The organism is Lentzea sp. NPDC005914, assembly GCF_040629405.1.
In the GTDB taxonomy this organism is placed as follows: Bacteria; Actinomycetota; Actinomycetes; order Mycobacteriales; family Pseudonocardiaceae; genus Lentzea.
In genome coordinates this window covers 49,353-74,608 of the sequence record NZ_JBEXVQ010000005.1, presented here as the reverse complement: position 1 = coordinate 74,608, position 25,256 = coordinate 49,353, and the positions used below count along the sequence as shown (strand labels likewise).

Annotated in this window: 5 protein-coding genes; all 5 read right to left on the bottom strand. The window is 69.8% G+C overall.

Going from position 1 to position 25,256, the window contains the following annotated elements; translation table 11 throughout:
• Positions 1–44: 44 nt before the first annotated feature.
• From ABZ345_RS08950 to ABZ345_RS08930, 5 genes are read right to left on the bottom strand one after another with little or no spacing between them, the layout of a single operon-like run.
• Positions 45–545 (bottom strand): flavin reductase family protein, encoded by a 501-nt coding sequence (locus ABZ345_RS08950; protein WP_359844543.1) that lies wholly within the window; start codon positions 543–545, stop codon positions 45–47.
• 23 nt (positions 546–568) lie between these two features.
• The gene (locus ABZ345_RS08945) at positions 569–1,693 is read right to left on the bottom strand and encodes an LLM class flavin-dependent oxidoreductase (protein WP_359844541.1); all 1,125 of its coding nucleotides are present in this window, start codon (positions 1,691–1,693) and stop codon (positions 569–571) included.
• A 29-nt stretch (positions 1,694–1,722) separates the two neighbouring features.
• The gene (locus ABZ345_RS08940; protein WP_359844539.1) at positions 1,723–9,588 is read right to left on the bottom strand and encodes an amino acid adenylation domain-containing protein; all 7,866 of its coding nucleotides are present in this window, start codon (positions 9,586–9,588) and stop codon (positions 1,723–1,725) included.
• Complete coding sequence (locus ABZ345_RS08935; protein WP_359844537.1) at positions 9,585–12,725, bottom strand: beta-ketoacyl synthase N-terminal-like domain-containing protein; 3,141 nt, start codon at positions 12,723–12,725, stop codon at positions 9,585–9,587. The genes ABZ345_RS08940 and ABZ345_RS08935 overlap by 4 nt, the downstream gene beginning before the upstream one ends.
• Positions 12,725–25,249, bottom strand: coding sequence for an SDR family NAD(P)-dependent oxidoreductase (locus tag ABZ345_RS08930; protein ID WP_359844535.1), 12,525 nt, complete (start codon positions 25,247–25,249; stop codon positions 12,725–12,727). The genes ABZ345_RS08935 and ABZ345_RS08930 overlap by 1 nt, the downstream gene beginning before the upstream one ends.
• Positions 25,250–25,256 lie beyond the last annotated feature (7 nt).

Genomic DNA, 25,256 nt, shown 5'->3' with positions numbered 1-25,256 from the left:
GCCTGCCCCCGCGACCACGCTGGGGCAGGCCTCACCACGGACATCTACCTGCTGTACTCAGGTTCCTTGCGCGAGTGGAACCCCCGCCGGAACCACACGAGCGGATCGGGCGAGCCGTCCCCGAGCCGCACGTCCAGCAGTTGGCCGATCAGCAGGTCGTGATCACCGGCCAGCACGACGTCGGCCATCGAGCACCGCATCGCCACGACCGCGCCGGCCACCAACGGCAAGGAGGTGCCCGGCCACGTGACGAGGTTCGTGTCGGCGAACCGGTCCACTCCGCTGGTCGAGAACTTCCGCGCCAGCGAACCGTCCTCCGATCCGAGGACGTTGATCACGAACTCCGGCGCCGACGTCAGAGCCGCGTGGCAGCTCGACGTGTGGCCGATGCCCACCAGCACCAACGGCGGGTTCATGGACACCGAGGTCAGCGAGCTCGCGGTGAAACCCCAGCGGCGGCCGGTGCCGTCGGTCGTGGTCACCACCGCGATCGGTGCCGCCACCAGGGACATCGCCTCGCGGAACAGCTGTTCGTCGACTGGCATGTGATCCTCCCCCAACCGAGCTGCTACTTGGTCGTGGCCTGGGCGGCTTCGCGGGCCTGGGCCTGGAAACCCGAGCGGTTCTCGGCGACCCAGCGCTGCGAGGCGCGGGGACCGTCGAGCGCGCCGTTGAACTCCGGCACCACGTAACGGGAAAGCAGCTCGAAGCTGCGCTTGATGTCCTCGCGCGACGCCCAGTCGTGGGTGTTGACGAGCAGCGTGCCGAAGCCGCCGCTCTCGTCGAGCTTGCGCTGGATCGCCTCGACGGCCTCCTCGGGCGAGCCGATGATCACCGAACCGGACTCCAGCGCGGCGTCGGCCTCCTGGCCCGCGGGCAGGGTGGCCGGGGCGCCGAACGTGTCGCGCACGTACTCCTGGTACCAGCGGCTCATGCCCGGTCGCACCTGGTCGAGCGCCTCCTTGCGGCTCTCGGCGATGTGCACGCAGACCGTGACGCGCCAGTCCTTGCGGTCGACGGTCTGGCCGTGCTTGGCGGCCTCGTCCTCCGCGGCCTCCCACAGCGCGGCCAGCGGCGGGTCCTGCATGCCGGGGCGGCCGGCGAACGTCAGCGCCTGCAGGCCGTACTTGCCCGCCAGGCGCATGCCGCGCTCGGAGCCCGCGCTCGCCACGACCATGTCGAGCGGCTGGTTCGGGTACGGGCGCAGCTGCAGGGAGGCGTCAGCCAGCTCGAACCAGTCGGTCTTGCTGGTGACCGGTTCGGTGCCCTTGATCAGGCCGACGAGTGCGTCCAGCGACTCGGCCATCATGCGGCGCTGGTCGGACGGCGCGATGCCCATCATCGAGGCGTCGGCGGGCGAGACGCCGGCACCCATGCCGAACATCGCGCGGCCGCGGCTCTGGTGGTGCAGCTGCACGATCCGGCCGGCGGCGGTCAGCGGGTGGTGGTACGGCAGGCTGACGACGCCGGTGCCGAGCTTGATCTGGCGGGTGCGCTCGGCGGCGGCGGCGAGGAACAGCTCGGGAGAGCTGATCAGCGACCAGCCGCCCGAGTGGTGCTCACCGACCCACGCCTCGTCGATGCCGAGCACGTCCAGCCACTCGATGAGCTCCATGTTGCGCCAGAAGGTGGCCGCCGGGTTCTCCCCCAGGCCGTGGAACGGTGCCATGAACGCGCCGAACTTGAGTGTCATCGAACTCTTCCTGTCCTTTGTGGAGTGATTCAGGCCCGGCCGAGGGCGTCGGCCAGTGCGGTGACACCGGGTCGTTTCACCACGGAGTAGTGATCACCGGCGATGTCGATCTGCTCTGCGCCACCGCACAGCGCGAGCCACTTCTGAGTCGTCTCAACGGTTGCGCCGTCCTCGGCACGCACGAGCAACACCCGGCTGCCAACCGGACGAGGCGCATGCGTTGCCAGGGCACGGCAGTTGCGGGTGAAGCGCTCGACGATGGCGCTCAGCGACGCCAGGTCGATGTCGGGCGAGAGCACGCCCGCCGCGATCGCCTCGGCGTGCAGCACCTCGAGCGGCGACTCGACCCGGAACACGTCGGCCGAGGGCTTCCAGTCCGAGTCGACGAGACCGGACAGGTCGCTCGCGAACCACGCCAGCAGCGCGGCCTCGTCGAACTCCTCCGTTGCCGGGCCGGGCGGCTCCAGCAGGTCGACAGCGGTGACCAGCTCGACGGTCCGGCCGGCCTCTTCCAGCTGTGCGGCCATTTCCAGGGCGATCACGCCACCCATCGACCAGCCACCGATGCGGATCGGCCCGTCGCCGGGGATCACCGAGATGTACCGCGCCGCCAACGCGGGGATCGAGTCCGGTGCGTCGTCGGGCACCTGCAGCCCGTAGAGCGGCTGGTCGTCGTCCAACGCGGCAGCGAGGTTCGCGTAGCAGAGCACGTCGCCGCCGACCGGGTGCACGAAGAACAACGGCGCGCGCGTGCCGTCCGTGCGGATCGGCACCAGCGCCGAGCGGCCGACGTTGCCGTTCTGCCGCAACACCTCGCCCAGCCGCTCGACCGTCGAGTTGTCGAACAGCGTCGCCAGCGGCAGGGCGATGCCTGTCGTGGCCCGGATCCGCGCCATCAACCGGACCGCCAGCAGCGAGTCGCCACCGAGGACGAAGAAGTCCGACGTGACGGTGATCTTGTGGCCGGGGAAGAAGTCCTCCCAGATGCCCGCGATCAGTCGTTCGATCTCGTCGCGCGGTGCGACTCCCTCGCCGGAAGCGCCGAAGCTCTCCGGTGCGGGCAGAGCGGTCCGGTCGACCTTGCCGTTGGCGGTCAACGGCAGTTCGTCGAGCACCAGAACGTGCTGCGGCACCAGGTACTCGGGCAGCTCCTCACGCAGAACAGCGCGCAACTCGGCACCTGAAAGCTCGTGCCCAGGCTCGGCGACCGCGTACCCGACGAGCCGCTTCGGTCCCTGGCGGTCACCGATCGCGGCGACCACAGACGCACGCACCCCGGCACACCGGGCTAGCGCGACCTCGATCTCGCCGAGCTCGACGCGGTAGCCGTTGACCTTGACCTGGAAGTCCTCACGGCCGAGGAACTCGATGGTGCCGTCCGGCAGGTACCGGCCGAGGTCACCGGTGCGGTACAGCCGTTCCCCGGTCTGCGGGTGCCGCACGAACGACGCCGCGGTCTTCTGCGCGTCGCCGAGGTACTCGCGAGCGAGGCCGACGCCGGCGATGTAGAGGTTGCCGGGCACCCACACGGGGCACGGGCGCATCGAGTCGTCGAGCACGTGGAAGCGCTGGTTCCGCATCGGCTTGCCATACGGGATGCTCGGCGCCGACAGGTCCACCTCGCCGATCGGGTGCAGGATCGACCAGATCGACGCTTCGGTGGCCCCACCGAGGCTGTAGAGATCGGCGTCCGGCAACAGCGTCCGAATCCGGTCCGGCAGCGGCACCGGAATCCAGTCGCCACTCATCATCACGACGCGGATCGGCAGCGTGACACCGGGTTCCGCCGCCTCGACGAACATCTCCATCAACGCGGGCACGGTGTTCCACACGGTCACGCCGTGCTCGGCCACCAGGTCCGCCCAGTGCTTCGGCTCGCGGGCCAGGCCGGCGTCGGGCAGCACGATCGCGCCACCCGCCGTCAGCAGGCCGAAGACGTCGTACACCGAGAGGTCGAAGTTCAACGCGGACAACGCGAGCACGCGGTCGTTCGCCGTGATCCCGAACCTGTCGTTGACGTCGTGGATCGTGTTCAGCGCGCCCCGGTGCTCGATCGCCACACCCTTGGGCACACCGGTGGATCCGGACGTGTAAATCACGTAGGCCAGGTCGTCCGGCGAACGGTCTGCCGCCGCAACAGGCCCGGAATCGACAGCCGCGACCTCAGCACCGTCCACGGTGATCACATCGACAGGCCACTCAACCCGCTCGACCACACGTTCCTGAGTCAGCGCCAAGGTGATGCCCGCGTTGCCGCACAGCAGCTTGAGCCGCTCAGCAGGCACGTGAGCGTCGATCGGCACGTAGACGCCACCGGCCTTGAGCACACCGAGCACAGCGGCGATCTGCTCCCAGCCGCTCTCCATCACGACGGCGACGAACGAACCGGGCGCGAGTCCGGCCAACCGGCGAGCCACCTGGTTCGACACGGCGTCGAGCTCGGCGTAAGTAAGAGTGCGGAGTGGGGACGCCACGGCGACACGGTCGCCATCGGTCGCTGCACGTGCCACGAAACCCTCGTGCAGCAGGCCGTCCGGCAGTGGTCCGTCGGTCGCGTTGGCCGCCTCGCGGATCTCCAGCTGAGCCGCCGGCACCAGCATCGGCGCCTGACGGCCCCACGCGTCCTCGTCGTCGCACAGCTCGCGCAGCACACCTTCGTACGCCGCGAACATCGTGTCGATCATCCCCTCGGGGAAGATCTCGTCGACGACGTCCCAGTTCACGACCAGCGCGCCCTCGTCCTCGACGACCTGGTGGTCCAGCCACACCTGCGGAGTCCGGATCGAGCTGGAGACCTCACGGCCGCCCTCGCCCATCGTCGTCAGGTGCTCGACGAACCCGGTGGCCGCCGCGGCCTCTTCCTGCGAGGCGAAGTTGACCGTGCTGGCGAAGACGATCGGCATGGTCGTCCGAGCAGCCGCGCCCTTCACCCGGCTGAACTCGCGCAGCACCTGCACACCGCTGACGTGGCTGTGCTCCAGGTCGGTCCACAGCTGGTTCTGCAACCGCTCGGCCCGCGTCGAGAACGGCACCTCGACCGCGCTGTCGACCTCCAGCAGCGTGGTGGCGCTGAAGTTGCCGACGACCTCGGCGACCTTCTCGTGCAACGGCAGGCGGTTGAAGAACAGCACGTTCAACGTGAACCTGCTCGACCTGCTCCACGCCGCGATGATCTGCGAGTACGCGGTGCCCAGAGCGGCGGACGGCGTGACACCGGCAGCCGCGGCCGAGCGCTTGAACCGCGCCCATCCCTCGGCGTCGATCGTCAGGGTGCGGTGCGAGAACACCGAACGCGCGATCGTCGCCGGGTTCACCGCGACCGGCAGATCCGGTGCGGACGGCAGCGTCTTCACCCGCTCGCGCCAGAACTCGAGCGACTTCGTGTGCAGCTCGCCGCCCTCCATCGAGCGCATCGCCAGCACGTAGTCGCGGTAGGACAACGCGATCGGCGGCAGCTGGTCGCGTTCGCCGCGGTAGACCATCGCCCACTCCTGGAACACCGTCGAGGTGCTCCAGGCGTCCATGATCATCGCGTCGAGTCCGATGTGGAGCCTCGTGCGCTTGTCGTCCAGAACCGACGCGCGCAGGTCGAACAACGGCCAGACACCCGCGTCGAACACCTGGTCGCGCATCTCCACGTGCACTTCTTCAAGTGCGCGCTCAGCGTCGTCATGGCCACGCAGGTCGACCGAGCGGATCTCGTACGCGGGCACCTGGGGCAGCACCCGCTGGTAGCCATCGGGCGTGACGATCGCGCGCAGCATGTCGTGCCGCGCGATGATCTCGTTCCACGCGGCGGTCAACCGGCCGAGGTCGACCCCGTCCAGCTCCACCTCGATGAAGAAGTACGTCGACACCTGGCCCAGCGGGAACGCGTCGGAGCGGCCGACGAGGTACGCCTGCTGCAGGTCGGTCAGCGGGAACGGCTCGAACCGCCCGTCCGGGTCCGGCACGATCTCCGGCAGCTTCCCGCCACCGGACCCTTCCTCGAGCGAGGACAGCACGGATCCGGTGAGTGCCAGCACACCACCGGACTCCATGAACGCCACCAGTGGCAGCGCCACCCCGAGCCGTGCGGACAGCGCGTCCTTGACTTCCAGGGCCATCAGCGAGTCGAGGCCGAGGTTCTGCAACGGCTCGTGCACGTCGATCTCGGCCGGCCGTGCGCCCAGAGCCTTGGCCACAGCAGCCGTGACCAGCTCCTGCACCTTCTCCCGGCGTGCAGCCGGTTCGGTGGGAAGCTCGACCAGACCACCGGAAGGCTGCGACGGCGCCGACACGGCCCGGGAAGGCGCGGACGTGCGCAGCACCAGGTCGCGGTCCGCACGCTTCAGGCAGACGCCGGCCGACTCGACGACCGGGTTGCCGTCGGAGTCCTCCAGCCGCACGTCGGCGAACAGCGTGGACGTCGAGCCCGGCACGGACGAAACCTTGGCGTGGCAGAACAACGGCCCGTCGACCTGCAGGTCGTGGAACGTCAGCTTGTCGATGCCGACGATCGCGAAGACCGCGTCCTCGGGGGTGTCGTCGGGCAGCGCCGAGAACACGACCTGGAACATCGCGTCCGTCAGGCCGGGGTGCAGCAGATAGGCCTTCTCGCCCTCGACCGGCGGCCGCATCCGGGCGATCGCCTCGCTGTCGGCACGCCACACGTGCTCGACCCACCGCGCGGAGTCGCCGAGCGTGAGGTCGCGACCGGCCATGTTCTCGTAGAACCCCGCACCGGTCAGCTCACGGGGGAACCGCGCGACATCGGTGCTCGCGGTGCCGATCCGGGGCGTGATCGCCTCGCAGTGGACCTTGCCCTGCGTGTGCGCCCGCCAGTCGCCGTCGATCTGCTTGGCGTAGTAGCGGAAGAACTTCGTGTCGCCGTCGTGGTCGGTGAAGTGCAGCTGCGCCGTCGTGCCCGTGGCGGGGTCGATGACGAGGCTCTGCAACACCAGGCCGTCCTCGACCACGAACGCGCCCTCGTGGCCCAGCTCGCGCATGCCGCGGAAGACCGACTCGAGGTAGACGCCGATGTTGATGATCGTCAGGTCGCCCAGCACGCAGTCGCCGAGGCACGGGTGCCGCGTGACGCTCAGCTCGGACTCGAACTGCACGACGTCGAGCGGCGACTCGATCCGGTTGCCCAGCAACGTCTTCGCGGATCGTGCGGGACGAGAGACCGTCGCGCTCTTCTCGAACCAGTGGTGCCTGCGCTGGAACGGGTACAGCGGCAGCTCGGCACGGGCACCCGGCGCGACACCGGACCAGTCGAGCTCGTAGCCGCGCGTGTAGAGGGCGGCCACGGAGTCGAGCAAGACCTTGCGGTCGTCGTGGTGCTGCCGCAACGACGGCAGGAAGCACAGCTCCTCGTCGGCCGGCGCGAACCTCTTGGCCATGCCCAGCAACGTCGGCGCGGGCCCGATCTCGACGAACCGGCGGTACCCCTGGTCGAACAGCGTGGTCATGCCGTCCAGGAACCGCACCGGCTTCCGGACGTGCTCACGCCAGTACGAGGCCGAGAACTCCTCGACCCGCGAGCCGGTCACGTTGGAGATGACCGGAATCCGCGGCGTCTGGAAGGTGATCGACGCGGCCTCCCGCTCGAACTCGTCGAGCATCGGGTCGACCAGCGGCGAGTGGAACGCCCGCGACACCGTCATCTTCTTGGACTTCACGCCCTGCGCGGTCAGTGCGGCGAGGAACCGGTCGAGCTCCTCCTCGGCACCCGACACGACAACGCTCTGCGGACCGTTGACCGCGGCGATCGAGAGGTCCGCGAACGGCTCCAGGACCTGCTCGACCACGGAAGCTTCGGCGAACACCGCCGCCATCGTTCCCGGGCCGCACAACGAGTGCATCAACTGTCCACGACGGACAGTCAGGCGCAGCGCGTCCTCCAGGTTCATCGCACCGGCGACGACGGCCGCGACCAGCTCGCCGACGCTGTGACCGACGACCGCGGAAGGCTCGACGCCCCACGACCTCCACAGCTCGGCCAGCGCGTACTCGACCGCGAACAGCACCGGCTGCGTGTACTGGGTCTCGTGGATCAGCCCGATGTCCTGCGGCTTCGGGTTGATCAGGCTGTGCAGCGTGCGTCCGAGCAGCGGCTCGCACACCTCGTCGCACCGGTCGAACGCGGCGCGGAACACCGGCTCGTCCGCGTACAGCGCACGGCCCATGCCGGGGTACTGCGAGCCCTGACCGGTGAACAGGAACACCACGTCCGTCGCCGCGCCGGGCAGGACATGTCCCTGCCGCACCGAAGCCGGCAGCTCGGCGGCCGAGGTCGACTCCACCAGCAGTTCGCGCATCTCGGAAGGCGAAGAAGCCACCACCGTGAGGCGGTGCCCGAAGTGCGTGCGGCCGGCTCCGGCCGTGGCGCAGATGTCCGGCAGCTCGTCCTCCGACGCAGCCTCAAGGCGTTCGGCGTAACGAGCCGCGAGATCCACGAGGGCTGCGGGCGACTTGGCGGACAGCGCCAGCAGCGATGCTTTGGCCGCCTCGGTGCGCGGCTCGCGGGTGGTCTTCGGCGCTTCCTGCAGCACCACGTGCACGTTGGTACCGCTGGCACCGAACGAGCTGATGCCCGCGAACCGGGGCTGCTCACCGCGCGGCCACGGCGTGACCTCGGTGGGCACCCGCAGCGGCAGCTCCTCGATGCCGATCTCCGGGTTGATCTCCTTCAGGTGCAGGTGCGGCGGGATCTCCTCGTGCCGCAACGACTGGATGACCTTGATCAGGCCGGCGACACCCGCGGCCGGTTCCAGGTGACCGATGTTGGTCTTGACCGAGCCGACCGGGACGAGGTCGTCCGCGGAACGCTTGCCCAGCACGGCGCCCAGTGCGCGCAGCTCGATCGGGTCGCCCAGCGGCGTGCCCGTGCCGTGCGCCTCGACGTAGCCGATCTGGTCGGCCTCGACGCCCGCGTTGCGCAGCGCCTGACGGATGACGTCCTGCTGCGCCACCGGGTTCGGCACGGTGATGCCACTGCTGCGGCCGTCCTGGTTGACCGCGGAGCCGCGGACCACGGCGAGCACGTTGTCCCCGGCGGCCAGCGCGTCGGACAGGCGCTTGAGCACCACGACACCGCAGCCCTCACCGCGGACGTAACCGTTGGCGGCGGCATCGAACGTCTTGCAGTAACCGTCCGGCGCGAGCATCTTCGCCTTGGACAGCACGACGTACGACTCGGGCGACAGCAGGATGTTCACGCCACCGGCGAGGGCGGCGTCGCACTCGCCCGAACGCAGGCTCTGACTCGCGAGGTGCAGGCTGACCAGCGACGACGAGCACGCGGTGTCGATCGAGATGCTCGGGCCGGTGAGCCCCAGCCAGTACGACAGCCTGCCCGCGGCGAACGGGGCGGCGCGGCTCGTGACGAGGTAGGTGTCGAGGTCGGCGGGGTCGACCTCCTGCAGCTGCACCTGGTTGTAGTCGTGGTTGGTGACACCGAGGAACACGCCGACCTTGCGGTCGCCCTCGGTGCTGATCCCCGCGTGCTCCAGCGCTTCCCAGCCGACCTCCAGCAGCAGGCGTTGCTGCGGGTCGAGGGTGTTGGCCTCACGCGGTGAGATGCCGAAGAACGGCGCGTCGAACTGGTCGATGTCGTCGAGGAACCCGCCCTTGCGGACGTAGGTCTTGCCAGGGGTTTCCTGCGTCGGGTCGTAGAAGTGGTCGACGTCCCAACGGGATTCGGGCACGTCGACGATGCCGTCGCCACCGGCGCGGAGGAACTGCCAGAACTTCTCGGGATCGTCGGCGCCACCGGGCATGCGACAGGCCATGCCGACGATGGCGATCGCATCGTCGTCGGGCTTGCGCACGGCCTCCAGCTCGGCGCGGAGCCGGCGGATCTCCAGCACGCTCTTCTGGAGCAGCTGGCGTGCGTCGGCGGACTCGGTCATCGGGTGCTCCCTGTCGTACCGGTGGTGGTGCCGAGTTCGTCGGCGAGGACGGCGAGGAGCTCGTCCTCGGTCAAGTCGTCGATCTCCGAAGCCGGCTCGGGCGCGTCACCGCCGAGCTTCGTGAGGAGGTACTTGCTCAGCTGGACGACGCTCGGGTGCTCGAACATCACCGCGGCCGGCAGCTTGACCTCCAGCGCGGTCTCCAGGCGCTGCCGGACCTTGCGCGCGATCAGCGAGTCCATGCCCATCTGGAAGAACCCGGTGTTCGGGTCGATCCGGCTGCTGGTCATCTCCAGGAACCCGGCGACGGTGTCCAGCACGAACCCGAACAGGTCCTCCTCGGTCCTGACCTCGGGTTCCGCACTTCGCTGAGCCGCGATGACGATGGCTTCCTCGGCCGCGGCGCCAGTCAGCTCGGGTGCGGTCTGGGCGGCGCTGGTGAACCAGTACCGCTCCTTCTGCCACGCGTAGGGCGGCAGCGCGACGACCGATGCGTCTCCAGGAGTGGACACAGTGGACAGTGAGACGTCGAATCCGTGGGCGTGCAGCGCTCCGAGGCTTTCCAGTGAGGCCAGGTCCTCCGGCTCGTCGCGGCGCATCGACGCCAGCGCGAGACCGGTGACGCCGGCCTGCTCGAACGCCTCCTCGACCGAGTTCAGCACGACGGGGTGCGGGCCGAGCTCCAGGAACACGCCGTGCTTGTCCTCGACGAGCTGGCGGATGGTGTTCCAGAACAGCACGGGCTGGCGCAGGTTGCGGAACCAGTGCGCCGCGCCGAGCTCCTCGCCGTTCACGCGGCCGCCGGTGACGGTCGAGAAGATCGGGATGTGCGCGGCGGCGGGCTTGAGATCCGCGAGGCCCGCGAGCAGCTCGTCGCGCAGAGCGTCCATCTGCGGGCTGTGGCCGGCGACGTCCGACTTCATCGGGCGGCAGAACACTTTGCGCGCCTTGAGCTCCTCGGCGAACGCGTCGAGCGTGGCCGGGTCGCCGGAGATCACCGTGGACGCCGGGCTGTTGCTGACGGCGACCGAGACGAGGCCTTCGTAGCCCGCGACGAGCGCGGTGGCCTCCTCGATCGGCAGTGCCACGACGAGCATCGCGCCCTTGCCGCTCAGCTTGCGCAGCAACGTGCTGCGCAGGCTGACGATGCGAGCGGCCTCGTCCAGGCTGATGGCGCCCGCGATGTGCGCGGCGGCGACCTCGCCCAGGCTGTGGCCGACGACGGCGTCCGGTTCGATGCCCAGCGCACGCCAGCGGGCGGCGAGACCGACCGTGACTGCGAACAGTGCGGGCTGGGTGAGGTCGATCCGGTCGGCCAGCTCGGCCGCGTCGACGCGCAGGATCTCGTCGACGACAGACCTGCCGCCCTGATAAGGCTTCAGGGCCTCGTCGCACTCCAGCACGGCGGTGCGGAAGGCCTCGCAGCGGGTCATCAGCTCGTGGCCCATGCCTGGTCGTTGCGCGCCCTGGCCGGGGCAGACGAACACGATGCCGCCCTCGACGGGTGCCGAGGTGGTGCCGGTCGCGATGCCCTGAACGCCTTCACCTTCCAGCCACGACGTGAGCCGGTCAGCCGCTGAGGTCGCGTCCTCGGCAACGACGACGAGCCGGTGTTCGTGCTGGGTCCGGCGGTGTGTCGCGGTGTGCGCGATGTCCTTCAACGAACCCGGTTCGGTGGCCAGGAAGTCGCGGTACGCGGCCACCATCGGCACCAGCGCCTCCGCGCTGCGGGCCGTGATCGGCAGGATCTGCAGGTCGGTGCTGTCCTCAGTGGACTCGATGACCGGCGGCGGCCCGAGCACCACGTGGGCGTTGGTACCGCCGGCACCGAACGCACTGACCGCACCGTGCCGCACCTCGTCCGGCACGTCCCACGTCTGCAGCTCGCCCGGGATGAACAGGCGCGTGCCGTCGATCTCGATGTGCGGGTTGAGCGAGTTCATCCGGTGCGGCGCGATCTGGCCGTGGTGGATGCTCAGCACGACCTTGAGCAGGCCGGTGATGCCCGCGGCCGCTTCGAGGTGGCCGATGTTGGTCTTGATCGAGCCCAGAGCACACGCGTTGTCAGCGGTCTTGCCGTAGACCGAGGTCAGCGCCTCGACCTCGATCGGGTCACCGAGTGCGGTGCCGGTGCCGTGCGCCTCCAGCAGCGTGACCTGCTCGGGTGCGACACCGCCGTTGCGCAGTGCCTGCTCGAAGACGCGGCGCTGGGCCAGGCCGTTCGGCGCGGTCATGCCGTTGGTGAGGCCGTCCTGGTTGGTGGCCGTGCCCTTGATGACCGCCCAGACCCGGTCGCCCGCCGCGACGGCGTCGGACAGCCGCTTGAGCACGATCACCGCGACGCCCTCACCGCGCGTGTACCCGTCGGCGGCCGCGTCGAACGTCTTGCAACGGCCGTCGGGTGCGAGCGGGAGTCCCTTGGCGTGGGCCATGGTCGTCATCGGCGAGAGGATCATGTTCGTGCCGCCGACGACCGCCATCTCGCTTTCCTGGGCGCGCAGCGACTGCACGGCCAGGTGCACGGCGACCAGCGACGACGAGCAGGCCGTGTCGACGACCAGGCTCGGGCCGCGGAAGTCGAACAGGTACGACAACCGGTTGGGGATGATGCTGTTCGAGCCACCACCGGTCGTGTACATGTGCAGCGACTCGGGCGCGGCCAGCTGCATCTGGAAGTAATCGGTGTTGTTGGCGCCGACGAACACGCCGGTCTCACTGCCCAGCAGCATGTCGCGGGTCTGGCCCGCGTCCTCCAGCGCCTCCCACGCGACCTCGAGGAACAGCCGCTGCTGCGGGTCCATCCTGGCCGCTTCCTTCGGCGAGATGCCGAAGAAGTACGGGTCGAAGCCCTCGACGTCGTCGACGAAAGCGCCCTGCCGGAACGTCATCCTGCCGACGGTGTCCGGGTCCGGGTCGTAGAACGCGTCGCCGTCCCAGCGCGACGACGGCACCGGCGAGATCGTGTCGACGGCGTCCTTGACCAGCTGCCACAGTTCTTCTGGCGAGTTCGCCCCGCCGGGCAGCCGGCAGCCGATGCCGACGATCGCGATGGGCTCGCGCTTGACCGACTCCAGCGCGTCGACCTTGTCCCGTAGCCGGCGGATCGCCTGCAGCGTCGCCGTGGTGTTGTCCCCCATCAGAAGTTCTCCATCCGCTGCAGCAGCTCAGCGAGCTCTCGTTCGACCAGGTCATCGGACTCGTGGGACTCGTGGGCCGGCACGTCGAGCACGATCTCCTCGATCGGTGCCGCTTCGGTTTCCTGTGCCAGACCGGCCAGATCCGCGAGGAAGCGGCCCAGGTCGTGCACCGTCGGGTAGTTCCAGATCAACGTCGCCGACAGCCGCACACCGAACGCGGCCTCCAGGCGGTTGCGCAGTTCCATGGACATCACCGAGTCGATGCCGAACCCGCGCAACGGCTGGTCGCGGCCGATCCGCTCGGCGGGCAGCCCGACCACCCCGGACACGGTCGTGGCGATCAGGTTCTCGACCGCCTCCGCCCGCTGCGCCGGTGCGAGCGCCTTGATCTCAGCCAGCGGCTCCGCGGTGCTCGTCGTGCCGGAACCGTTGTCCACCAGGGCCATCCGCAGGCCGGTCGCTTCGACGACGAGGTTGCCGTCGAGGTCGAACAGCCGCACGTCGCCCATGAAGACGTCGTCCCGGCGCTGGACCGTGGCGTGGACGCGGCCTTCACCGAGGTGTCGCTTGTGGACGGCGACGCGTTCGAGACTCGTGCTCACCAGTGCCGAGTTGTCGTCGCTGCCGAGTGCCGCGAGCACCGGCGGGATGGCGACCTGGAGCGCCGAGTCCAGATAGGACGGATGCACCAGGTGGCCGGGGTCTTCGGCGGCCGCGGGCAGTTCGATGACGGCGAGTGCCTCGGTCGCGGTGTACTCGATCTGGACGACGCCCTGGTAGGCGGGGCCGTACCTGACGTCACGCTCGGCGAGCAACTGGTAGAAGTCCGGGCCCTTGAGGGTTTCGGCGTTCTCGAGGGCCTGGGGACCTCCCGTGATGCTTTCTTCCCGCGGTGCCAGGGTCGCGTGGGCGAGCTCCAGCGGCCCGCCTTCGGTCACCGCGAAGAACCGGGCGACGAGGTCCTCGGTGAGCATCAGCTGCATCCGGTGCCGCACGCCGTCCCTGACCACGAGCGGCTCGGCGAGCACCAGTCCGGTGATGTCGTACTCCGCACCGGCCGCGGCGAGCAACACGTCCACGTACAACGCGCCGGGAACGATCGCGACACCTCCGACCCGGTGGTCGCGGACAGCGGCCGTGTCGGAGTCGACGTCCCACTGCCAGTACCGGGTGCCCGGCTCGACCGGGGAGTCGAACCGTTCGCCGAGCAGCGGGTGCTCTCCGGAGTTGCGGGTGCGCTTGACCCGCCGGGTCTCGCCGGCGTGCCAGTACTTCTCGCGCTGCCAGGGGTAGGTCGGCAGCTTGACCCGCTGGGCGTCCGCGATCGCCGGGCTGCCCTGCACCGGCAGGCCCAGGACGTGCAGCCGTGCCAGGGTGCGCAGCATCGACGGCCGCTCGGGTTCGTTGCGCCGCAGCGAAGGCAGCGCAGCCGTGCCGGGGAGGTTCTGCTCGACCGACGGCACCAAGATCGGGTGCGGCGTCATCTCGACGAACGCCTTCACGCCGTCCTTGCCCAGCGCCGTGATCATTCCGGAGAACAGCACCGGTGCGCGCAGGTTGTCGACCCAGTAGTCCGCGTCCATCGTGGTGCCGTCGAGCACCTCACCGCGCACCGTCGAGTAGACCGGCACGGTGGCCCGTCGCGGCTTGACGGCTGCCACGGCGGTGTACAGGTCGTCGCGCAGCGGGTCCATCTGCGGGCTGTGCGACGCCACGTCCACCTTGACCCAGCGGCAGAACACCTCGTCGGCCTCGAGCTTGGCCTTGATCAGCTCCAGCGCGGCGGGGTCGCCGGACAGCACGGTCGAGCGCGGACTGTTGTTGACGCCGACGGAGACCTTGTCCTCGTATCCGGCGATGACCTCGGCGGCCTCGTCGAGGGTGAGCTCGGCCGCGAGCATCGCGCCCTGGCCGGCCACCCGGCGCAGCAACGAGCTGCGCAGGCAGATGATCCTGGCCGCGTCCTGCATGGTCAGCACACTCGCGACGTGCGCGGCGGCGATCTCGCCCATGCTGTGGCCGACCACGGCGTCCGGTTCGACGCCCCACGACCGCCACAGCGCGGCCAGCGAGACCTCGACGGCGAAGAGCATCGGCTGCACGACGTCGATCCGGTGCAGCTGCGAGGTGTCCTCGTCCGCTTCCAGCTCGGCGATCACCGACCAGTCCGCGAACTGGCTGACCGCGGCGTCGCACTCTTCCAGTGCGGCACGGAAAACCGGCTCGGTCTTGAGCAGCTCGCGTCCCATGCCGATCCACTGCGAGCCCTGACCGGGGAAGACGAACGCGATCTTCGGCGGGGCATCTGCGGCGCCCGTCACGACACTGACGTGGGCCTCGCCGCGTCCGTGGGCCGCAAGGGCTTCCGCGAGTTCCGCGCTGTCACCGGTCACCACGGCGAGCCGGTGTGGCAGCGCCATCCGTGCCGACGCGGCAGCAGCGACCTCACGCACCGGCAGGTTCGCCTCCGCGATCCGAGCCGCGTGTTCCCGGAGAGCTTCCGGGGTCTTCGCGGAGAGGACCACGAGGTGGCTGCCCTGCTCGTCCGGAGTCTCGGCGGTGGTGTTCTCCGAGCCCTCCAGCACGATGTGCACGTTGGTGCCGCCCCAGCCGAACGCGCTGACCGCGGCGAACGGTGCCCGCTCGGCCGGCCACTGCTCGAGCGCCGTGGGCACCCGCAGTCCGAGGCCGTCGAAGTCGATCTCCGGGTTCGGCGTGTCGAAGTGCAGGTTCGGCGGCACCTCGCGGTTGCGCAGCACCAGCACGGCCTTGATGAAGCCGGCGACGCCCGCCGCGGCCTCCAGGTGACCGATGTTGGTCTTGACCGAGCCGATCACGAGCGCGTCGTCGCGTTCGCCACCGACCACGGCACCCAGCGCGTTCGCCTCGATCGGGTCGCCCAAAGACGTTCCCGTGCCGTGGGTTTCGACGTAGTGGACATCGCGCGGGTCGACACCGGAACGGCGGTAAGCCTCGCGCAGCACGTCCTCCTGCGCGGTGACGCTCGGCGCGGTGAGACCGTTGCTGAGCCCGTCGTTGTTGGAAGCCGAGCCACGGATCGTGCACCAGATGTCGTCGCCGTCAGCGATTGCCCTCGACAACGGTTTCAGGACAACAACTCCGCAGCCCTCGCCGCGACCGAAGCCGTCGGCGCTCCCGTCGAACGCCTTGCAGCGCCCATCCGGCGACAGTCCGCCGAACTGGGTGAGCGCCACCATGGTCGCGGGGTTGAGGATCAGGCTGGAGCCACCGGCGATCGCCGCCGTGGACTCGCCGGACCACAGGCTCTGGCACGCGAGGTGGATCGCGAGCAGTGACGACGAGCAGGCGCTGTCGACCATGAGGCTCGGTCCGCGCAGGCCCAGGACGTAGGACAGGCGGTTCGCGACCATGTTGAGCGCCCGGCCCGTGGCCGAGTGCAACGAGAACTGGTCGACGTCCGGGGCCAGTGCCGCGTAGTCCTGCCAGATCGCGCTGGCGAACACACCGGTCCGGCTGCCCGCGAGCTCGGCGCCCGCGAGTCCGGCGTCTTCCAGTGCCTCCCAGGCGACTTCGAGGAACAGTCGCTGCTGCGGGTCCATCTCCTGCGCCTCACGCGGGGAGATGCCGAAGAACAGCGGGTCGAACTCGTCCACCGGGCGGTCGAGGAAACCGCCCTCGATCGGCACGGTCCGGCCGGGCGCGGTGCCGGCGAACTCGGCCGGGTCCCAGCGCTGCGAAGGAACCTGGCGGACGGCGTCGCGGCCGGAGCGCAGCAGATCCCAGAACCCGTCCGTGTCGTCGGCGCCGGGGAATCGGCAGGCCACACCGACGACGGCGATGGGCTCGCGCTCTGTTCCCGGTTGCCCACCTGACGTCGGCGACGAGGTCGCCTTCAGCTTCGGCCTGGCAACCGCGTTCCCGGCGTCCTCCGGCATCAGCTTCGAGCGCAGCCCCCTGGCCAGCTGTTCCGGCGTCGGGTGGTCGAACAGCAGTGTTGACGGCAGCTTCAGCCCGGTCGCCACGACCAAGCGGTTGCGCATCTCGACCGCGGTCAGCGAGTCGAACCCGTGGTCCTTGAACGTCTGCGTGACCGAGAATCCGGTCGCGTCGGCGTGCCCGAGCACCACGGCGGCGTTGGTGCACACCAGGTCCAGCAACACGCGGTGCTGCTCGGCCCCGGTCAGCCCGGTCAGCTTCTCGGCCAGCGGCAACTCGCGTTCGACGCGTGCCGCCCGAGCTTTCACGAGCGACCGCAGCACCGCGGGCACCACACCGGTGCCGGACCTGTCGATCCGCGCCGGAACCGTGACCGCCGCGGCACCGAGGAAGTCGCGGTCGAACAGCGTCAGACCGTCCTCGGTGGACAGCGGCAGCACACCCGACCGGCCGAGCCTGCCGAGGTCCTCCGACGTCAGATGCCCGGACATGCCGCTGGACTCGGCCCAGTACCCCCACGCCATGCTGGTCGCGGGCAGACCGAGAGCGTGCCGGTGTTCGGCCAGCCCGTCCAGGAACGCGTTGGCAGCGGCGTAGTTCGCCTGACCGCCGGTGCCGATCGTGCCGGCCGCCGACGAGAACATCGCGAACTCCGCCAGGTCCAGGCCCGCCGTCAGCTCGTGCAGGTGCCACGCGGCGTCGGCCTTGGGCGCCAACACGTTCCGCACCTGCTCGGGCGTCATCCCCACGACCGTCGCGTCGTCGAGAACACCGGCGGCGTGCACGACAGCGGTCAGCGGGTGCTCGGCAGGAATGTCCGCGAGCACCGCGGCCAGTGCCGAGGCGTCCGAAGCGTCGCAGCGCACGACATTCACGTCGGCATCAAGTTCAGGCAGGGAGCCCGAACCGCTGCGGCTCAGCAGAAGCAGGTGCTTCACGCCGTGCCGCTCCACGAGTCGGCGCGCGACCTGGGCACCGAGAGTGCCCGTGCCGCCCGTGATCAGCACCGTGCCCTCGGGGTTCAGCTTGCGCGGCAGGGTCAGCACGACCTTGCCGATGTGCCGGGCCTGGCTGAGGTGGCGCAACGCGGCGCGTGCCTCGCGGATCTCCCACGCCGTCACCGGCAGCGGGGTCAGCACGCCCTGCTCGAACAGCGGCTCGAGCGCGGCGAACAACCTCCGGATGTGCGCCGGGTCGAGCACCAGCAGGTCGAACGCCTGGTAGCGGACGTCCGGTCGAACCTCGTCACGAAGATCGTTCTTGCCCATCTCGATGAACCGGCCGCCGTCGCGCAGCAGCCCGACCGAGGCGTCGATGAACTCGCGGGTCAGCGAGTTCAGCACCACGTCGACCTCGCCGAACTGCTCAGCGAATGCCAGATCACGCGACGACGCGATGTGGTCGTCGGCCACTCCGAGCCCGCGCAGCACGTCGTGCTTGGCAGGTCCAGCGGTCGCGAACACCTCGGCGCCCAGGTGCGTTGCGAGCTGAAGTGCGGCCATACCAACGCCACCCGTGGCGGCGTGCAGCAGCAACGACTCGCCGCGCCGCAGCTCGGCCAGCTCCACCAACGCGTGGTAGGCGGTCAAGAAGACCACGGGCGTGCCGGCCGCCTGCGCCCAAGACCACGGGGAAGGCACTGGGGCGAGCAACCGGCGGTCGGTCACGGCGATCGGTCCGGTGCCGCGCGGGAACAGGCCCATCACGCGGTCGCCGGCGGAGAACTCCGTGACCTCCGTTCCGGTTTCAAGCACGACACCAGCGCTCTCGGTGCCCAGCAAGCCGTCGCCGGGGTACATGTCGAGCGTGATCAGGGCGTCGCGGAAGTTCATGCCGACCGCGCGCACCTCGACCCGCACCTCGTTCGGTGCGAGCTCGGCGTCGGGAATCTCCTTCAGCACCAAGCCGTCCAGCGAACCGCGCTGCGAGACGTCGAGCATCCAGTTGCCGGCAGGCGCTTCCAGCAGCTCCGACTCGTCGCCGAGCCTCGGCACCAGCAGCCGCCCGTCGCGCATCGCCAGCTGCGGTTCACCCGACGCCAGAACCGCGTGCAACGGCACCGCGTCCCCGGGCTCAAGATCCAGCAGCACGAACCGGTCCGGGTGCTCGGACTGCGCACTGCGCACCAGACCCCACACCGAAGCAGCGGCCAAGTCGCTCACGTCTTCAGAACCCCGTGCGGCCACAGCGCCCCGCGTCACGATGACCACGACCCGGTCGTCCGCGAGCGAGTCCTGCACCAGCCGCAACGCGTCGACCACGTCACCGTTGGGCGCGATCTCGTGGACCACGGCGTCGGCCACGTCCGCGGAACCCTCCGGCGCGCTGACCCAGCGCACCCGCAACGGCTTCGGCACGTCCGTGAGCGCGGGCGCCCGCAGCACCAACGACTCGGCGCTGATCACGAGCTTGCCGTCCGCGTCGGTCGCGACCAGCGAGGTCCCGTCCCCGGACGGCGTCAGCAGCACCCGCAGCGTCGAAGCCTTCACCCCGGCGATCCGCACGCCGCTCCAGCTGAACGGCAGCCGGACCCCCTTGTCCGCGGTCAGCGGCAGGGCGTGCAGAGCGGCGTCCAGCAGCGCGGGGTGCAGGCGGAAGCCGTCCACCGCGTCACCCAGCTCGACCTCGGCGTACAGGTCGTCACCGTCGCGCCACAACGCCTTGAGCCCCTGGAACATCGGCCCGTACTGGTAGCCCATCCGGTCCAGCGAGTCGTAGGAGACCTCGACCGCCGCACCCGTCGGAGGCCACACGACGTCGATTCCCGAAGTCTCACCCTCGGACACCGATCCGGAGGCGTGCACCGTCCACGGCGCATCCGACGCAGGCCGCGCGTAGATCGTGATCGAACGGTCACCGCCGAGCACGACCTGCAGCTCCACCGAACCCTCGGCAGGCAACGCGAGCGGCGCCTGCAGGATCAGTTCGTCCACCACATCGCAGCCGACCGAAGCGCCGGCATGCGCGGCCATCTCCAGGAAAGCCGTACCAGGCAGCAGAACCACGTCCATCGCGGCGTGATCCGCGAGCCAGGCGTCGTCGTCCAGCGAGACCTGCCCGCTCCAGACCGCGCCGCCGTCCGCGAGATCGACCTTGCTGGTCAGGAACCGGTGCTCGCCGGTTGACGCGCCACCGGTGGTCGGCGCGATCCAGTACCTCTGACGCTGGAACGCGTAGGTAGGCAGCTCGACTCGTTGCGCGGCCGGGAAGTCCCACTTCACCGGCACACCGGCGGCGTTGACCTCGGCGACCGACATCAGGAACCGGACCAGGCCGCCCTCGCCGCGGCGCAGCGAACCGACCGCGGCAACGGCGACATCCGAAGCCTCGGCGGTGTCCTGGACGCCGACGGTCAGCACGGGATGCGGGCTCGCCTCGACGAACACGCGGTGGCCATCCGCGAAGAGCGACCCGAGCGCGCCGACGAAGTTCACGGGCTGACGTGCATTGGTGAACCAGTACTCGGCGGTCAGTTCACGCGTGTCGACCAGGCCACCGGACACCGTGGAATAGAAGGGAATTCGTCCAGCGGCAGGCGTCAGCGTTCCGATCAGCTCGATCAGACGCTCGCGCAGCGGTTCGACCTGGGCGCAGTGCGACGCGACGGTCGAGGGCACAACCCGTGCCCGGATCCCGTCTTCCTCGCAGCCTGCGACGAACTCCTCCAGCGCGGCCAGCGGTCCCGCGACCGTGCAAGCCGTCGGCCCGTTCACTCCGGCCAGCGAGAGCCGGTCGTCGATCCGCGCCCGCACGTCGTCCGCGGGCAAAGCGACCGAAGCCACAGCGCCGTTACCGACCAGCTCGTCCGCGAAGAGCTTGCTGCGCAACACGACCAGCCGAGCCGCGTCCCGCAACGACAGCGCACCGGCGATGTGGGCAGCCGCGATCTCACCCTGCGAATGACCCACGACCGCGGAAGGCTCGACACCGAACGTCTGCCAGAGCCGCGCCAGCGAGACCATCACGGTGAACAGCACCGGCTGCAGCACCTCGATGCGCTCCAGCTCGGCCTGGTCGCCCAGCACATCAGCGACCTTGAAGTCCACAAAGGACTCGACAGCGGCCGAGCACTCCGCGAACGCCTCGGCGAACACCGGCGAGGCCTCCAGCAGCTCCCCGGCCATGCCGACCCACTGCGAACCCTGACCGGGAAAGACGAAGACGACCCCGCCCTCGATCTCGGCCACACCGCGCACGACGTTCGGCGCGGGCTCGCCGGCAGCGATCGCCCGCACGCCGTAGAGCAGGTCGTCACCGACCACGAACGCACGGTGCGGGAACGCGGAGCGAGTCGTCGCGAGCGAGTACCCGATGTCGTCGGCACGCAGTTCCGGGTGTTCAGCCAGGTGATCGAGCAGTTCCTCAGCCTGCGCGCGCAACGCCGTGGGCGTCTTGCCCGACAACGCCCACACGAGCGGGCTCTCCGGAACGTCCGCACGAACCGGCGAGACCTCAACAGGTGCTTCCTCGAGCACGAGATGCGCGTTGGTGCCGCTGATGCCGAACGACGACACGGCAGCGCGCTTCGGCCCGTCAACAGCGGGCCACAGCTCGGTCGAAGTCGCGAGCTGCACCGAACCGGACGTCCAGTCGACGCGCGAGGTCGGGTTGGTGACGTGCAGCGTGCGCGGCACGATCCCGTTGCGCAGCGCCAGCACCATCTTGATGACGCCGGCGACACCCGCGGCGGCCTGGGTGTGGCCGACGGAGGACTTCAACGACCCGAGCACGACCGGTTCGACACGGTCCTGGCCGTAGGTCGCGAGGATCGCGTTGGCCTCGATGGGATCGCCGAGCTTCGTACCGGTGCCGTGCGCCTCCACGACCTGAACGTCGGCCGGCTTCAACCCGGCACTCGCCAGCGCCTGCTTGATCACCTTGCGCTGCGCCGACCCGTTCGGCGCGGTCAGTCCGTTGGACGCCCCGTCGGAGTTGACCGCGGAGCCGCGGACGACCGCGAGCACCTGATGGCCGAGGCGACGAGCGGTGGAGAGCCGCTCGACCAGCACGATTCCGGCGCCCTCGGCCCAGCCGGTGCCGTCGGCGTCGTCGGAGAACGCCTTGCAACGACCGTCGGGCGACAACGCGCCCTGCTTGCTGAGCTCGACGAACATGCCAGGCGCCGGCATGACGGTCGCACCGCCGGCCAGCGCCTGGTCGCACTCCCCGAGTCGCACGGCCTGACAGGCGAGGTGCAGCGCGAAGAGCGACGCCGAACAAGCTGTGTCGACGGTGACCGCAGGACCTTCAAGGCCCAGGGCGTAAGCAATACGACCGGACGCGACGCTCGGCGTGGTGCCGGTGAGCAGGTAGCCCTCGGCGCCCGCGATGCCCTCGGTCAGCCGCGGCCCGTACTCCTGGCTGATCAGACCGGTGAACACGCCGGTCCGGCTGCCGCGCAGCACGGCAGGGTCGATTCCCGCGTGCTCCAGGCACTCCCACGACGTCTCGAGCAGCAGACGCTGCTGCGGGTCCATCGCGGCCGCCTCGCGCGGGCTGATGCCGAAGAACGCCGGGTCGAACTGCGCCGCGTCGTGCAGGAACCCGCCCTGCCGCACGTAGGAGGTACCCGCACGCGTTCCGTCCGGGTCGTAGAGGTCCTCGACCCGCCAGCCGCGATCGGCCGGGAAGTCGGAGATGGCGTCGCCCTCGTCCATCAGGAGCCGCCAGAGGTCCTCCGGCGAACGGACGTCACCGGGCAGACGGCAGGCCATGCCGACGATGACGACGGGGTCCTGGGTGTCGACCACGGGCGCGGTCTCGGCAACGTCCTGAGTGGACTCCCCCGCCAGCTCGGTGAGGTGCTGTGCCAGGGCTTCCGGCGTCGGGTGGTCGAACACCACGCTGGTCGCGGGCGCGAGCCCCGTCGCGGCCGCGAGCCGGTTGCGCAGCTGGCTCGACATCGGCGAGTCGAACCCGAGTTCCTTGAACGCCTTGCTCGTCTGGCCGGGGCCGAGCGACGCGCGTCCCGACACCGCGGCGGTGTGCGCACACACCAGCTCCAGCATCGAACGCCGCTCGCGCTGGTCGACCACCGTGGTCTCGATGCTCACCGGAGCAGCGGGGCTCACACCGGAGGCGTCGATCCAGTGACTCGTGCGTTGGAAGGCGTAAGTAGGCAGTTCGGCAACGGGTCCGCCGTCGAACGCGGCAGTCCAGTCGACCACGACACCGCGCACCGCAGCCTCGGCCACTGAAGTCGTGAACCGGGCAAGCCCGCCATCGTCCCGTCGCGTCGACCCCACGGCCACCACGTCGGCACCAGCGTGCTCGGCGATCTCCTGCACCGCCGCGGCCAGCACGGGATGCGCGCTGACCTCGACGAACGCCTGGTACCCGTCGTCGAGCAGCGAGGTGACCGCGGCGACGAAGTCGACGGGCTCACGCGCGTTGCGGAACCAGTAACCGGCGTCGAGCTGCTCACCGTCGAGCACCGTGCCGGTCACGGTGGAGTAGAACGGGATCTGGCTCGGCCGGGGCGTGACCTCCAACAGGGCCAGCAGTTGCTCGCGCAGCGGTTCGACCTGGGCGCAGTGCGAGGCCACGGTCGACGCGAGCATCCGCGCCCGGTGACCGTCCTGCACGCAGGAATCCACAAAGGACTCCAGCTCCTCGACCGGTCCGGCGACCGTGACCGAGCGCGGCCCGTTGATGCCGGCGATGCTCAGCTCATCGGACAACCGAGCGCGAACTTCGTCGAGCGGCAGCGCCACCGAGGCGACGGCACCGTTGCCGACCAGCTCCTCGGCGAACAGCTTGCTGCGCAACACGACAACGCGTGCGGCATCCTCCAGCGACAGCACGCCCGCGACGTGCGCGGCGGCGATCTCGCCCTGGGAGCTGCCGACCACAGCGGAAGGCCGGACACCGTAGGACTCCCACAGCGCGGCCATCGAGACCATGACGGCGAACAACGCGGGCTGCAGGATCTCGATCCGGTCCAGCGCCTCGGCGTCGTCCAGGACCTCGATCACCGAGAAGTCCGCGAATGCCCGGATCGCGGTGTCGCACTCGCGCATGCGTTCCGCGAAGACCGGCGAGGAGTCCATCAGGTCGACGGCCATGCCTGCCCACTGCGAACCCTGGCCGGGGAACACGAACGCGACCCGCTCGCACGAACCGCTGCCCTCGACGATCCCGGCTGAAGCACCGCCGGCCGCCAACACTCGCAGCTCTTCTTCCGTGCCGTTGACGACAACCGCGCGGTGTTCGAACCGAGTGCGGCGGGTGGCCAGCGCCAGACCCACTGCGGCGGCGGACTGCCCGTCCAGGTGCGCGACGAGCCGAGCGGCCTGGTCACGCACGGCCTGAGGGTCGCGGCCGGAGATCAGCCAGGGAGTCACCGAACGCTCGACGGAGACCTGCGGGGCAGGCGCCTCGAAGTCCGACAGCACCACATGGCAGTTCGTCCCGCCCACGCCGAACGCGCTGACACCTGCTACGAAGTCCTTGCCGGGCAACGGGCTCAGCGTCGTGTTGACCCGGATGCCCAACGAGTCGAGCGGAATCGCCGGGTTCGGCGTCACGTGGTTGAGGCTCGCGGGCAGCTGCCGGTGGCTGATCGACAACACGGCCTTGACCAGGCCGGCGATGCCCGCCGCGCCCTCCAGGTGACCGATGTTCGTCTTCACCGAACCGACCAGCACCGGTTCGGTGCGCCCAGCACCGATCACCGCACCGATCGCCCCTGCCTCGACCGGGTCACCGAGCCGCGTACCGGTCCCGTGCAGCTCCACAAAACACGTGTCGGACGGCGAAGTCCCGGCCCGCGAGTGCGCCAGCCGGATCACCGCTTCCTGCGCGGCCTGCTCAGGCGCGGTGAGCCCGTCACCGCCACCGTCGTTGTTGACGGCACTGCCCCGGATCACAGCCAAAACGCGGTCGCCGGAAGCAATCGCGTCCTCCAACCGCTTCAGAACGACAACGGCGCCACCCTCGCCGCGCACGTACCCGTTGGCCCGCGCGTCGAACGTGAAACACTCGCCGTCAGGAGAGAGCCCGCCGAACCGGTCGGCCACGACCTTGCTGGCAGGCGCCAGGTTGAGCTGCACACCAGCGGCCAGCGCGACATGCGACTCGCCCATCCGTAAGCTCTCGCAGGCGAGGTGCACGGCCACAAGAGAAGACGACTGTCCAGTGTCGACGGTCATGCTCGGCCCGCGCAGCCCGAGGAAGTACGACACCCGGTTCGCGATGATGCCGCGCTGCAGGCCCGTCAAGCTGTGCTGCGTAACGGCATCCGCGGACGCACGCACGAGAGTCGCGTAGTCGTCGGCGATGGAGCCCGCGAACACACCGGTCGCGGAGCCGCGCAACGAAGACGGCAGAACGCCCGCGGACTCCAGAGCCTCCCAGCTGAGCTCCAGCACGAGACGCTGCTGCGGGTCCATCGCCGCCGCCTCACGCGGGGAGATGCCGAAGAAGTCGTGGTCGAACAGGTCGAGGCCGGTCAGGTAGCCACCACGGCCCGAACCGGCCCGCCCCGGCGCCTCGTCGACCAGCGCGGAGCGGCCGGAAGCCAGCAGCTGCCACAACGAACCCGCGTCGGGCGCCCCAGGCAGACGGCACGCCAGCCCGATGACGGCGATCGCGTCGTTTCCAGACATGTACGTC